This is a genomic window from Moorella mulderi DSM 14980, from assembly GCF_001594015.1.
Classification (GTDB): domain Bacteria; phylum Bacillota; class DSM-521; order Neomoorellales; family Neomoorellaceae; genus Neomoorella; species Neomoorella mulderi.
On record NZ_LTBC01000003.1, the window covers coordinates 131279 to 145295 of the forward strand.

General features: G+C 58.8%; 12 protein-coding genes. All 12 read right to left on the reverse strand.

From position 1 onward, the window contains the following. Nucleotides 1-11 precede the first annotated feature (11 nt). The 12 genes from ftsA to MOMUL_RS05860 all read right to left on the reverse strand — a co-directional run bounded on the left by ftsA (nt 12) and on the right by MOMUL_RS05860 (nt 13815). Entirely contained in the window at nt 12-1244 is a 1233-nt protein-coding gene (gene ftsA, locus MOMUL_RS05805; protein WP_062282749.1) for a cell division protein FtsA, read from the reverse strand. 88 nt (nt 1245-1332) lie between these two features. Further along, a complete protein-coding gene (locus tag MOMUL_RS05810; RefSeq protein WP_062283357.1) occupies nt 1333-1662 on the reverse strand; it encodes a small basic family protein in 330 nt (109 codons plus the stop codon). An 8-nt stretch (nt 1663-1670) separates the two neighbouring features. Continuing rightward, entirely contained in the window at nt 1671-2441 is a 771-nt protein-coding gene (locus MOMUL_RS05815; protein WP_062282751.1) for a cell division protein FtsQ/DivIB, read from the reverse strand. Nucleotides 2442-2515: 74 nt separating this feature from the next. After that, entirely contained in the window at nt 2516-3772 is a 1257-nt protein-coding gene (murA, locus tag MOMUL_RS05820) for a UDP-N-acetylglucosamine 1-carboxyvinyltransferase (protein WP_062282754.1), read from the reverse strand. A gap of 58 nt (nt 3773-3830) precedes the next feature. Further along, nucleotides 3831-4739 (reverse strand): UDP-N-acetylmuramate dehydrogenase, encoded by a 909-nt coding sequence (murB, locus tag MOMUL_RS05825; RefSeq protein ID WP_062282757.1) that lies wholly within the window; start codon nt 4737-4739, stop codon nt 3831-3833. Beyond that, the gene (gene murC / locus MOMUL_RS05830) at nt 4730-6148 is read right to left on the reverse strand and encodes a UDP-N-acetylmuramate--L-alanine ligase (protein ID WP_062282760.1); all 1419 of its coding nucleotides are present in this window, start codon (nt 6146-6148) and stop codon (nt 4730-4732) included. The genes murB and murC overlap by 10 nt, the downstream gene beginning before the upstream one ends. Before the next feature lie 168 nt (nt 6149-6316). After that, nucleotides 6317-7438: an undecaprenyldiphospho-muramoylpentapeptide beta-N-acetylglucosaminyltransferase gene (gene murG / locus MOMUL_RS05835; protein WP_062282763.1), complete on the reverse strand. Its 1122-nt coding sequence runs from the start codon at nt 7436-7438 to the stop codon at nt 6317-6319. Between the two features lie 42 nt (nt 7439-7480). Beyond that, nucleotides 7481-8569, reverse strand: coding sequence for a putative lipid II flippase FtsW (gene ftsW / locus MOMUL_RS05840; protein ID WP_062282766.1), 1089 nt, complete (start codon nt 8567-8569; stop codon nt 7481-7483). Continuing rightward, nucleotides 8544-9950 carry a UDP-N-acetylmuramoyl-L-alanine--D-glutamate ligase gene (murD, locus tag MOMUL_RS05845; RefSeq protein WP_062282769.1) on the reverse strand — a complete coding sequence of 469 codons (1407 nt, stop codon included), beginning with the start codon at nt 9948-9950 and terminating at the stop codon, nt 8544-8546. Before murD ends, ftsW begins: the two co-directional genes overlap by 26 nt. Nucleotides 9951-9975: 25 nt before the next feature. Next, nucleotides 9976-10932, reverse strand: coding sequence for a phospho-N-acetylmuramoyl-pentapeptide-transferase (gene mraY, locus MOMUL_RS05850; RefSeq protein ID WP_062282772.1), 957 nt, complete (start codon nt 10930-10932; stop codon nt 9976-9978). Continuing rightward, complete coding sequence (locus MOMUL_RS05855; protein WP_201786471.1) at nt 10925-12322, reverse strand: UDP-N-acetylmuramoyl-tripeptide--D-alanyl-D-alanine ligase; 1398 nt, start codon at nt 12320-12322, stop codon at nt 10925-10927. Before MOMUL_RS05855 ends, mraY begins: the two co-directional genes overlap by 8 nt. Continuing rightward, the gene (locus MOMUL_RS05860; RefSeq protein WP_084785496.1) at nt 12316-13815 is read right to left on the reverse strand and encodes a UDP-N-acetylmuramoyl-L-alanyl-D-glutamate--2,6-diaminopimelate ligase; all 1500 of its coding nucleotides are present in this window, start codon (nt 13813-13815) and stop codon (nt 12316-12318) included. The genes MOMUL_RS05855 and MOMUL_RS05860 overlap by 7 nt, the downstream gene beginning before the upstream one ends. Nucleotides 13816-14017 lie beyond the last annotated feature (202 nt).

Sequence of the window (14017 nt, forward strand, 5' to 3'; positions counted from 1 at the left end):
TCCTTTGTAATTTAAAAAAGCTCGCGCCACCAGTTTTTAATCTTCGCCCAGAAGTTTTCCCAGATGGCCTCGCGGCTGGCGGCAGCCTGGGTATGGGCAAGGCGACCGGCGCCATAATTCACCAGGCCCACCGCGGTGGCATAAGCCGGAGAAGCCACCATATCGGCCAGCCCGCCGCTATTCTCAGGCCAGCCAAGGCGGACCGGCATGGCCAGGGCCTCGCCTGCCAGTTGGGTTATCCCCTCGAGTAAAGCGCCGCCACCTGTCAAGACCACCCCTCCCGGTAAAAGGCCCTGGAAATGGGAGCCGTTAATCTCCCGGCGGACAAAGGTAAAAATCTCCTCTACCCGGGGCTCGATAATGGCCGCCAGCATCTTTTTGGGTACCTGCTTCTTCTCCTTGCCCCCTACCGCCGGCACCTCTATAAATTCATTTTCTGCTACCAGCTCCGCCAGGACACAACCGTGTTCCTTTTTAATGGCCTCGGCCTGGGTGAGGGGGGTACGTAAACCTACCGCCAGGTCACTGGTTATATGCTCGCTGCCTATGGGCAGGACGGCGGCAAACCACAGGCACCCCTGGGAGATCACGGCGATTTCCGTTGTGCCCCCGCCGATATCGACCACCACGGTACCCAGTTCCTTTTCTGCCTGCTGGAGTACCGCCTCGGCCGAAGCCAGGGGATTTAATACCAGTTCCTCGATTGCCAGGCCAGCCCGCTGCACGCTTTTCAGGGTATTCTGGACGGCGGCCCCGGCAGCGGTGACAATCTGAGTTTCCACTTCCAGGCGCGAACCACTCATGCCGATAGGGTCCATAATGCCGTCATAGCCATCGACAATATACTGGCGCGGCAGGACGTGGATGATCCGCCTGTCGGCCGGCAGGGGTATTACCCGGGCTGCCTGGAGGACCCGCTCCACATCCTCGGGCCCGACTTCACCGTCTTCGCCGGTAACGGCTACTACCCCGCGGTTGTTAATGGAGCCGATATGGGGACCTGTCAGGCCAACAAAGGCCGAAGAAATACGGCAACCGCTCATGCGCTCGGCCTGTTCCACCGCTTTTTCAATGGCCCGGGCTGTATTTTCAATATCGACAATTATACCTTTACGCAGGCCTCCGGACGGTGTTTCCCCCAGGCCAATGATATTCAGGCGGCCCTGTAGCGTGACTTCCGCCACTACTGCAACCACCTTGGTGGTGCCTATATCGAGACCGACCACCACGTTATCCTTGGGCAAACTCTGGCACCTCCAGGCTCCCCGGCCTTCTTTAAGAAGGAGAATTCAACATAACTTTCGCTTTCCCTTTTTTTGCAAATAGATTTTCTTACCTTTTTAGCAGATGGCGCCGGATGATAGCTAGGTTCTGGAATAAACGCACGCCAAAGACCAGGACGGCCGCCAGATATAGCTCAACCCCCAGCTGGTCACCTATATAGGCTAAAAAGGCTGCCAGCATAGTATTGGAAAAAAAGCCCGTCAGGAAAATGGCATTATCAAAGTTCTCCTCCATGCTGGCCCTCAAGCCCCCAAAAACGGAATCCAGGGCCGCCAGGACGGCTACCGACATATACTTGCTGTAGACAACCGGTATCTTTACGGGCAGCAGGAGGCCAATCAATACTCCTAAGATAAGGCCGATTAAGGGTATCCACATATTTTTCTTCATCCCTTCTTCCCCTGTTTTTCAGGCTGGTTAAATTTTACTACCGGCGGTCCCGCAAAGCTAACATCAATATAATCAATAGCCTCCCTGCCGGCAAGGCCCTGGAGGGCTTCATGCAACCTGCTTAGCTTTTCCGCCACCTGTTGCCCGTCGCCAAACTTCACCAGGATATTGCCCGCCCAGATTAGCTGCAGGTTAACAGGGGAAGAGGCTATTATTTCCTGGAGCTGGTTTAAATCTCCAGGGGGCACCTGCCGGACCACTGCCAGGGCAGCCTGCAGGCCGGCATGGTTAATCTCCCTGCCGGGACCGGTGTTCTCCAGCTTGCCCAGGCCAGAAATGAGGGGCAACTTTAAGTGGCCTATACGCGGTATCCTTTCCATGACCACACCACCGCCATCGACCAGTAAAAAACTACCATCCTGCACCAGGATAGCCACCGGTGTCCTTTCCTCGATCTGAATGGCCAGGGTGCGTGGCCAGCGACGACTTACCCTGGCCTTAGCTACCAGGGGATGGGTGGCCAGGCGTTTGGCTATCGCGGCAGTATCCACCTGCCAGAGGTTAATGCCCCTGGCCACGCCAATTAAATTTTCCAGTTCATCCGTTGGGATATGCTCGTTCCCGGTAATCTCTATGTTTTCCAGGCTAAAGAAACCAGAATGGATAAAATAAAATAAAGCCGCTACCGTTAACAAGAAAAACAATAATCGCCGCATCCGCTGCCGGCGCCGCCGGTAAACCCGAAGTGAATGGGCCTGGACAACCATCTACCCACCTCATTTACTGCCATTATACCAGAAAATGCAGGCCTGTCCAGTAATGGGAGGTAACATCTCACTTCTCACCTCCCATTTAGCCGCCGGATATCCGCCCCCAGGCTCCTGAGGCGGGCTTCCAGTTGTTCATAGCCCCGGTCCAGGTGGTAAACGCCTTCCACCCTGGTTTGCCCTTCGGCCATGAGGCCGGCAATTACCAGGGCCGCCCCGGCCCGCAGGTCGGAAGCTTCCACCAAGCAGCCGCTTAGACCTGGGACGCCGTTGATTACTGCTACCCGCCCTTCAATTTTAATATCGGCTCCCAGGCGCCGTAATTCAGCAGCATGTTTGAAACGATTTTCAAAGATGCTTTCCACCAAAATGCTGGTCCCATTGGCAACCGTCATCAGGGCCATGAGCTGGGGCTGCATATCAGTGGGAAAACCCGGGTAGGGTAAAGTCTTGCAGTCGATGGCCTTTAAACGTGCCGGCCCCTGGAGGCGAATGCCGTCCCTTTTAACCGTAATCCTCGCCCCCATCTCCGTTAACTTGGCCAGGACGGCCAGGAGGTGTTCCGCCTGGCAACCCTGCACAAATACATCGCCGCTGGTTCCGGCTGCTGCCGCCAGGAAGGTGCCGGCTTCAATCCGGTCCGGGATAATCTGGTAGTCTGCCTGTTTAAGCTCTTTAACCCCTTCAATGCGGATGGTATCCTGGCCGGCGCCTTGAATCCGGGCTCCCAGGCTATTAAGGAAATTCTGCAGGTCGACGATTTCCGGCTCCCGGGCGGCATTGTGGAGGATGGTAACCCCCCCAGCCAGTACGGCGGCCATCATCAGGTTTTCCGTCGCCCCGACGCTGGGGAAGTCCAGGTAGATGGTAGTTCCCTGGAGGCCGGTCGTCCTGGCCTCAATATAGCCCTGTTTTTCCGTTACTTCGGCGCCCATGGCCGTAAAACCTTTCAGGTGCAGGTCCATGGGCCGGGAGCCGATGGCACAACCGCCGGGATAGGGAACCCGGAAGTAGTGGTAGCGCCCCAGGAGGGGCCCCATGACCAGGTTGGAAGCCCTGAGTTGCCGCATCAAGTCTGCCGGTACTTCAGGCAACGTTACCGTTGCCGGGCTCACGTGCAGGGTAGTATTACTACGTTCTATCTTTAATCCCAGGGAGCGGATGACGGCCGCCATCACGGTAACATCCTGCAGCCTGGGTACCCGCCTCAAAGTGCACTCCCCTGTCGCCAGGAGCATGGCCGCCATAATGGGTAAAGCCGCATTCTTGGCCCCGTTGACGGCCACCGACCCTTCCAGGCGTCGCCCCCCGTTGATGACCAGACACTCCAAGGCCTATCCCCCCAAAAATACGGCTCACGGCGGTTCGCCACCAGGGTAGCCATTCAAGTTACTGGCTATCACCCCAAACTTCCACTTCCAGTTCCAGGTTGATCCCGAAAGCCCTGGCTACTGCCTCCTGGATCCTGGCTATGAGTTCCAGGACATCGGCAGCCGTAGCCCGGCCCAGGTTAATGATAAAGTTAGCGTGTTTGGTCGACACCTGCGCCTGACCGGCCCGCCACCCCTTGGCCCCTACCTCTTCAATCAGTTGACCCGCATAATAGCCCGCCGGGTTTTTAAAGACGCTGCCGGCATTGGGCCATTCAAGGGGTTGCCTGGCCCGCCGTCCCTCGAGATTTTTTCGCACCCTCTCCTGGATTACCCGGGGATCACTGGCAGTCATTGCTAAATCGACAGCCACCACCGTTCCCTCCTGGCGTAAGGAACTGAAACGATAACTAAAGGTTATATCCCGGCGCTCCAGGTAATACCGGCTACCGTCAGGAGTGATTACCTCCACACCACGGACAATATCTCCCAGGCAACCCTCCTGGGTACCGGCATTCATCACCACGGCCCCGCCAATGGTAGCCGGGATGCCGGCAGCAAACTCCAGGCCCCCCAGGCCGGCCCGGCCAGCTACATCCAGCACCCGGGCAATGAGGGCGCCAGCGCAAGCCCTTATGACCCGGCCCTGGACCAGAACCCGGCGCCAGGCTCTAGTCTGGACCACCAGGCCGCGGACACCACCATCACGAACTAAAAGATTGGAGCCGTTACCCATAATATGCAGGGGTAAACCCTTTTGCCTCGCGAAACCCAGGCAAAAATCAATTTCTTCTCCGGTTTCGGGCCGGGCGAGCAAATCGGCCGGCCCGCCTATGCGCCAGGTCGTGTGGCGGGCCAGGGGTTCGTTGATCAATACTTCTCCCTGTAAACCCTGCTGTAGTTCTCGCGCCAGGGTCGCTAAATGCATCTGCCAGCGCCCACCTCAGATAAAGCCTGTTTCGCCGCCAGGAAGCGGGCCAGCTCAACCCCTACCCGCCAGATATCCCCTGCGCCCATGGTTAAAATCAGGTCCCCGGCAGTACAGGATTTTTTTAGAAAGGCCAGGGTTTCTTCCAGGGTAGGCAGGTAATAGACTTGCGGGTGCCCGTTTCTCTTGATTTCGTCCAGAATGAGCCGGGAAGTTACTCCATCCAGGGGCTCTTCCCCGGCCGCGTAAATATCATTGATAATAACGACATCAGCCCGGTTAAAGGCGCGCCCGAATTCCCGGTAGAGGTGGTAGGTCCGGGTATAACGGTGGGGTTGGAAGACGGCCACCACCCGTTGCGCTCCCACCTGGCCGGCCGCCGCCAGGGTAGCCTCGATTTCCGTCGGGTGGTGGGCATAGTCATCAACCACCCGGGTAGCGCCATCATCCCAGAGGACCTCAAAGCGCCGGCCTACACCACGAAACGCCTCCAGGGCCCGGGCGATGACCGGAAAGGGAATCTCCAGCTGGTGGGCTACCGCAATAGCCCCCAGGGCATTCAAAATATTATGACGCCCCGGTACCTTTAAAACTAGTTCTCCCAGGTACCGGTCACGGTAATATATGGCAGCACGACCACCCAGGCCACTCAAGGTTACTTCGCTGGCCCGGTAGTCGGGCTCACCACTAAAGCCATAAGTAATTACCGTCCGCCCGCTCCCGGCAGCAATCTCCGCCACCCGGGGATCTTCGGTACATAAAACGGCCTTGCCACCCGGGCGTAGCTGTTCCAAAAATGCGGCAAAGGCGGCGACGATTCTTTCCAGGCTACCGTAGTGATCCAGGTGATCACTCTCAATATTGGTTACCAGAGCGATTTCCGGCTTTAACCATAAAAAAGAACCGTCGCTTTCATCGGCCTCGGCTACAAAATATGGTCCCCTCCCCGGCAGGGTATTGCTGTCAAATTCGCGGACATAACCGCCAATGACGGCTGCCGGGTCCAGGCCGGCTTCCTTCAGGGCCAGGGCTACCAGGGCTGAAGTCGTGGTTTTACCGTGGGCACCGGCCACAGCAATACCCCGCCGGGCGTTAAATAACCGGGCCAGCAGTTCCCCGCGCTTGATAACGGGTAAACCCCGGTGGCGGGCGGTAATAACTTCCGGATTGTCAGGCGGCACTGCCGAGGAAATAACAACCTCCTGTACCCCGGGAGCTATATTCCCTGCTTCATGGCGATGGTAGATTATAGCACCCTGCGCTGCCAGTTGCCGGGTAAATTGATTTTCCTTGGGGTCCGAGCCTGATACCCGGTAACCCTGGACCAGCAACAGCTGGGCCAGGCCGCTCATACCCACCCCGCCAATACCGACGAAGTGGGTCCAACCCCCTGCTCCCAAATCTTTCATCTCCTTCCCGCGGAGCTACTCCCGCCCTGGCTTCTACATCTGCATCATATGCATAGCCTGCATAACAGGTGCCTGGGCAGAGCTGTCCTCCCTTGCTCGCCATCCGTGAGGCCGGCTTCTGGCATGGGAGGAAAACAAGGCAGGGCATGAGCTTGTCCTGTGTTGAATTTAACGTTTAGATTTTTCCAGCTCAGCTAAAATTACCTCTACGATGGCCTCCAGGGCATCAGGCCGGCCCAGTCTCACCGCTGCTGCCGCCATGGCCTGCAGTCGCCCGCGATTAGCCAGGAGATGGTTGATGGCCTGGTGGAGACGTCCTCCTTTAAGTTCCCGGTCCAGGATGAGGATGGCCGCCCCCTTCCTGGCCACAGCGCGGGCGTTATACTCCTGGTGGTTGGCGGCAGCGTGGGGGTAAGGGATTAAGATGGAAGGCAAGCCCCTGGCCAGGACCTCTGCCAAAAAAGAAGCCCCTGCCCGTCCGATTACCAGGTCGGCTGCCGCCAGGGCATGCTCCAGATCATAAATATAGGGTTTAATGGTAATATTGCCATATTTGTCCAGGTCTATTCCCCGTTCCCGGACCTGCTGCAGGTAAACTTCGTAGTCACGGCGCCCTGTTACCTGAAGTATACTCACGTCAGGCCGCCCGGCCAATTCTTTCAATACCGGCAACATGGCTTGATTAATGCTTTTGGCCCCCTGGCTGCCGCCGACAACCACTATGAATAACTGGTTTTCCCGGAGGCCCAGTTGCTGGCGGCTAACGCTACGGTCGGCCCGGAGAATTTCCGGTCGCACCGGTAAACCGGTGGTTACCAGGAGGGCGCGGCGGGGGAAACGGCCGGCCGCCTCGGGGAAGGTCAGGCAAACGGCCCGGGCCATGGTAGCCAGCAGGCGGTTGGTCAGGCCGGGAAAGGCATTCTGTTCATGGAGAACCACCGGTATGCCCTGCAGGGCCGCGGCCAGGCACACCGGGCCGCTGACGTAGCCGCCGGTACCTACAACCAGCTCAGGCCGGAAGCGCCGCACCTGGAACCAGGCTTCCCCCAGGCCCCAGGCTATTTTCGCCAGGGCAGGGACGTTTTTCCAGATCCGGCGCCGCTCCAGTCCCTGGACGGTAATGGTTGCGAAAGGCAGGCCGGCCCTGGGGACAACATCGGCTTCCAGCCCCCTGGCTGTACCAATATACAATAATTCTGCCTCCGGCCGGGCCTGCTGCAGGCCCCGGGCAATGGCCAGGGCCGGGTAGACGTGACCCCCGGTACCCCCGCCGGTAATAATAATGCGCAAAGTAAGGTCACCTCTAATCCAGCACTGGCGCACGCGTCAGTGCTAGGCATAGCGGGATATATTGAGCAAGATGCCGATACCCAGCAAGGAAAATATCAGGGAAGAGCCGCCGTAGCTTACCAGGGGCAGGGTGATGCCCGTTACCGGCAGCATGCCGGTGACCACCCCCATATTGATCAGGGCCTGGAGGGCCAGCATAATGGTCAGGCCGGCGGCCAGGAGGCTGCCAAAGGCATCGGGAGCTTTAAAGGCCGTATGGAAACCCCGCCAGACCAGGATTAAAAACAGGATAACCACCAGGGCGGCGCCGATAAACCCCAGCTCTTCGCTGATAATGGCGAAGATAAAGTCTGTATGGTTTTCCGGGAGGTAATACAGCTTCTGCCGTCCCTCGCCCAGGCCGGTACCAAAGAGACCGCCGGAGCCAATGGCCAGCAGGGATTGGATAGTCTGCCAACCGTACATGCGGGGGTCGGCCCAGGGGTCCAGAAAAGCTGTAAAGCGGGCCATGCGGTAGGGGGCAATGATAATGGCCAGGGCCACCGCCGCCACACCCAGGACGGCCAGCAGGGCCAGGTAACGTTTATCTGCCCCGGCTACCGTGAGCATGAGGTAGGTAGTCCCGGCTACGGCCACAGCCGTGCCAAGGTCGGGCTGGGCCAGGATTAAGAGACAAACCAGGGCCATCAGGGCAAGATAGGGGCCTATCCCCTGCACCAGGTAATGAAGGCGCTGGCGGTTCTGGGCCAGGCTGGCTGCCAGGAAGATGACTATGGCCAGTTTAATGGTTTCCGAAGGCTGGAAACTTAAGGATCCTACTCCCAGCCAGCGAGTCGAACCCCGGGAAGTGGTGCCGATAATCAGGACCAGCCCCAGGAGGATAATGGCCAGCCCCAGAAAAGGCGTTGCCAGGCGGCGTAAATGGGTGTAGTCGAATTGCATTGTAAAAAAAAGGCCGCTCAAGCCTATGGCCGCCCAGGCCAGCTGGCGTTTTAAAAAGTAGAAGGCATCGCCATAGTTGTAGGAAGAAGTAAGGGCGCTGGCGCTGAAAACCATGATAATCCCTATCCCGAGCAGGAGCACAGCCGGCAGTAAGATCCAGAAATCAATGGGCCCTGCCCTGCGGCGCATGATGATTACCTCCCCCGTAGCTGTTTCCTGCCAGTTCCCGTACTATACTTTTAAACAGATCGCCCCGTTCTTCATAGTTATTAAACATATCCCAGCTGGCGCAGGCCGGCGAGAGCATGACGATGTCCCCCGGAGAGGCTTGCCGGGCTGCCTCCAGGACGGCATCTTTAAAACCGGAGGCCCGGTAAATATGCTCAATCCCCGCCCTCCTGGCAGCCTCCTCCAGGTCGGGAGCCGCTTCGCCCACCAGGACCAGGTACTTAACCCGGCCGGCCATTTTCCGGGCCAGCAGGGTAAAGTCACTACCTTTGTTTCTCCCCCCGGCAATAAGGACCAGGGGGTTGGGATAGGCCTCAATAGCCTTCATGGTCGCCTCGGGGTTAGTCCCTTTAGAGTCATTAATATAGAGGACACCGTCCACCTCGGCCACCCGTTCCAGGCGGTGGGGAACGCCGGGGAAGGTTTTCAGAGTGGCTATTAACTGTTCCGGCTTTACCCCCAGAGCCAGGGCAACCAGGGAAGCTGCCAGGCAGTTTTCGAGGTTATGGCTGCCTTTTAAAGAAAGCTCTTCCCGGTGGCATAGCTTGACTTCCCCGCCACCAAGATTGGCGTAAATTACACCGTCTTTGAGAAAGGCTCCCCGCTCCAGCTGCTGCTGGCGGCTGAAAAATAACACCTGCGCTTTTGAGTTGTTAGCCAGTTCCCTGGTCAGGGGGTCATCGTAATTTAAAACGGCAAAATCTCCCGGCTCCTGGAAGGCCATGATGCGAGCTTTGGCGGCTATGTAGCTGGCCAGATCCCCATGGCGGTCCATGTGGTCCGGGGTAATATTCAAAATCACCGCTACCCGCGGGCGGAAAGCAGCTATGGCCTCCAGCTGGAAACTGCTAACCTCGCAGACGACATAGCCCCCCGGGATTACCTCCCTTATTTCCTTTACCAGGGGAATGCCGATATTGCCCCCCACTACCGCCGGCAGGCCAGCATCCTGGAGGATCTGGCCGCACAGGGCCGTAGTAGTTGTCTTGCCGTTGGTCCCGGTAACGGCCGCTATCTTTACCCCCGGCGGCAGCAGGCGATAGGCCAGCTCCAGTTCACTCCAGATGGGAATCCCCAGTTGCCGCGCCTCGGCCAGTGGCGGTTCCCAGGAGGGCACGCCAGGACTAGTTACCACCAGGTAGGGTTGCAGCAAAGCTACCTCCGGGTAGCGGCCTAAGATAAGCTCCACCCCGGCCCGGTTTAAAGCATCTAATTCTTCCCCGTCTAGCAATTTGTGGTCACAGGCAGTAACCCTGGCGCCCAGCCGGGCCAGTTCGGCTGCTGCTGCCCGGCCGCTTTTTCCCAGGCCTACTACCAGTACTTTTTTACCCTGCCAGGACATTTTTCTACCTTCTTCCTGTCCACTTTTAAATAGTTAAAACATAAAGTCCGGCTATAGCCAGCACTATGGCCAGGGCCCAGAAGAAGATCACCACCCTAGTTTCCGGCCAGCCGGCCAGTTCAAAGTGATGGTGCAGGGGGCTCATGCGAAAGAGGCGCCGGCCGGTAAGGCGAAAGGACGCTACCTGCAGGATCACTGAAAGGGCTTCGATAACGTAAACCCCACCCAGGACCGGCAATACCAGTTCCGTCCGGGTCATGATGGCCAGGAAGCCGATGGCCGCCCCCAGGGCCAGGGAACCGGTATCACCCATAAAAACCTTCGCTGGATGAAAATTATACGCTAAAAAACCCAGACATCCTCCCGCCAGGGCGGCAGCAAATATTACCAGCTCCCGCTGCCCGCCGGCCAGGGCTATTAGACCGTAGGCCAGGGCCACCCAGAGGGTAATGCCCGCCGCCAGGCCGTCCAGCCCGTCCGTCAGGTTAACCGCGTTAGTTGTAGCCACCAGGAGCAGGGCCGCCAGCAGCGGGTATGACCAGCCCAGGTCCAGGGTTAAGCCGGTTAAGGGTACCTGGAGGGCGCTACCCCGGCCCAGCCAGAGCATGGCTACCACCCCGGCCACCAGGCCCAAAAGCACCTGGCCGCCCAGCTTCTGGCGGGCGTAAAGGCCTAAAGGGCGGTGAAAAACTACCTTCAAACCATCGTCGGCAAGGCCAATCAAAGCATAACCCCAGGTCAGGATAAGGGCAGATAACATTAACGGTGAAACCGGGGCCATTATCAGGGAAGCCATGGTCAAGCCGGTTAAAAATAAAATGCCGCCCATGGTCGGGGTACCGGTTTTGGCCAGGTGGCGGCGGGGACCGTCATTGCGGATTGTCTGCCCGGCCTTCAACCGCCTTAAGATAGCAATCACCGCTGGCCCCAGGATGATGGTAATCGCCGCCGCCAGGCCCAGGGTTTTTAAAGCCTCAGCCATTGACCTCCACCTCCCAGGCGGCCAGGACCTGTTCCATGCCCGCCAGGCGGGAACCTTTAAAAAGGACAACATCCCCGGCTCCCAGGTCCCGCAGGTGTCCTGCTGCTTCCCGGTGACTGGCGCAACTGAAAACCTGTCCCGGCGGCATGCCGGCGGCTATTGCCCCGGCAGCTATTTCCCGGGCCAGTTCCCCCACGGTAACCAGGCGGAAAAGACCCGTGCCGGCGGCAAACCTGCCTATCTCACGGTGGAGGGCCGGCGCCGCGGGTCCCAGTTCGCGCATATCCCCCAGGACGGCCACCTTGCGGCCCGGCAAAGTGGCCAGGACCTGGAGGGCGGCCTGCATGGACTCGGGGTTGGCGTTGTAGGCGTCGTTAAAAACCAGGCAGCCTCCCGGGCCCGGCCGCAACTCCTGGCGTAAGTTCTCAGCCGGCCAGTTTTTCAGCCCGGCGGTCATGGTGCCCGGAGCCAGGCTTAAGGTGTAACCGGCGGCCAGGGCCGCCAGGGTGTCATAAACATTATGCAGGCCCGGCACCGGTATTTGCAGCCGGACCTCGGCTTCAGGAAAAACGGCGGTAAAGGTCGTGCCCTGCGCTCCCAGGGCGGTAATGTCCCGGGCCATGACATCCGCCTCGCTCTTGATACCGTAAAAGATTACCCGGCAGGGGCAGGTAGCTGCCAGCTTGCGGCACCATTCGTCGTCGCCGTTTAAAATAGCCACCCCTCCGGGGGGCAGGGAGGCCAGGAGTTCCCCCTTGGCCGCAGCGATATTGGCCACTGAACCCAGGCGTTCCAGGTGGGCCGTACCGATATTGGTTATGATGCCCATGGTGGGACGGGCGATGGCACAAAGGGCAGTTATTTCTCCCGGCCCCCGCATGGCCATTTCTACCACGGCGGCCTCGTGTTCAGGTGAAAGGCCCAGAAGGGTCAGGGGCAGGCCAATCTCGTTGTTAAAATTGCCCGGGGTCTTTAAAACCTTCATACCCGTACTTAACACGGCGGCCACCAGATTTTTGGTCGTGGTCTTGCCGCTGGAGCCGGTTACGGCGATGAGGGGACCGGTAAAATTTTTCTGCCGGTGGTAAGCGGCCAGCCGTTGCAGGGCCAGGAGGGTGTCATCCACCTGGATCAGGGCCTGTTCCGGCTGCCGGCCGGCTACTATTTCCGGGGGGAAATGTTCACCTATGGCTGCCGCCGCGCCACCGGCCAGGGCCATCCCTATAAAGTCATGGCCGTCAAAGCGCTCCCCTTTAAGGGCGATGAAAAGCATCCCCGGCTTGATGGAGCGGCTGTCGGTGCTGACCCCCCTGACCGGGGTTGTCCCTTCCCCGCCAACCAGCCGGCCTTGAACGGCGGCACATATTTCCCCGGCCATGGCCGCTAACACGAAGATCCCTCCCCGGTATAACCCAGTGCTGCCAGTTCTTCCCTGGCCACCTGGCGGTCATCAAAGGGCAGGGTCCGGCCTTTGACGATCTGGTAGGTCTCATGCCCCTTGCCGGCAATAACCACCATATCCCCCGGCCGGGCCAGGGCCAGGGCCGCGGCAATGGCCCGGCGCCGGTCCGCCACCACCTGGTAGCGGGCGCCCGGTACTTCCTCTACCCCGGGAAGAATATCAGCAATTATGGCCTCCGGATCTTCATCGCGCGGGTTATCAGAAGTAATAATGCAGTAATCGCTTAACCGGGCGGCTGCTTTGCCCATCTGGGGCCGCTTGCCCCTGTCCCGGTTACCGCCGCAACCGAAAACAACAATCAGGTTCCCTGTTGTTACCTGCCGGGCCGCCTGGAGGACATTCTCCAGGCCGTCGGGGGTATGGGCATAATCAACGACCACAGTGAAAGGCTGGCCCTGGGGCACCTGCTCCAGCCGGCCGGGCACACCCTTGACTTCTCCTAAAGTTTTCACAATCGCCACGGGGTCAAGGCCTTCCCGCCAGGCTACGGTAAAGGCCGCCAGGGCATTATAAATATTAAAGCGACCGGTGAGTTTAAGGTTGAGTTCCACTTCTCCTCCCGCCCAGGTCACCCGGCAGGTAGCACCGCCCGCCGTCAAATTTATATCCCGGGCCCGGACCTGGCATTCAGGACTGCAGCCATAAGTAACTACCGGTACCGGGGTCAAGGTTATTAAGCGGGCGCTATAGGGGTCATCGCCGTTGATGACAGCGTATTTGGGTCCTCCTTTAACGCCCTTGCCCAAGGCCTGGAAGAGCCTGGCTTTGACTTTAAAGTAGTCCTCCATGTCCCGGTGGAAGTCCAGGTGATCCTGGGTCAAATTGGTAAAGACGGCGACGTCAAACTCGGCCCCTTCCACCCGGTGCAGGGCCAGGGCATGGGAGGATACTTCCATGACTACCCCTTGAGCCCCGAGGTTAACCAGCTGGTGCAGGAGGGCTTGCAAGTCCAGGGCTTCCGGGGTGGTGTGTGCGGCCGGTAAGACCTTATCACCCAGGCGGTTGCCAATGGTGCCCAGCAAACCTGTAGGCCGGCCGGCGCCCTCCAGCACCGCCTGGATGAGGTGGGTGGTCGTAGTCTTGCCGTTGGTGCCGGTTACCCCGATGAGGCGCAACCGGTGGCTGGGATAACCGTAAAAACGGGCCGCGAGCATTCCTAAGGCCCGGCGGCTGTCGCCTACCCGTACCCAGGCCACCCCGGCTGGCAGGGAGACTTTCTCTTCCAGGATGACGGCTACCGCGCCTCTAGCCAGGGCGTCGTTAATATATAAGTGGCCGTCAGTCTTAAAGCCTTTGATGGCCACAAAAAGAAAACCGGGCTGCACCTGCCGGGAATCATAATGGAGACCGGCTAGGGAAACCTGCTGGTCGCCGCCGCGGTCGATAACATCTATCGCAGCTACTAATTCCTCCAGGGTCACGGCAAAATGTTCCTCCTCGGAAAATAACTCTATCGCAGGCTGGCATAGTCTGCCTCGCTACCTTTGTCCTCGCGGAGCGGTCACAAGTTTAAACCTGATGTGGCGCTACCTGCCTTGAGTGGTTTAGCTATATTCTTACCATCTGCTGGCAATTTAACCTTGTAATGGTTAGCCCGGCGCCTAAAGCGCCGCGCCCATTATA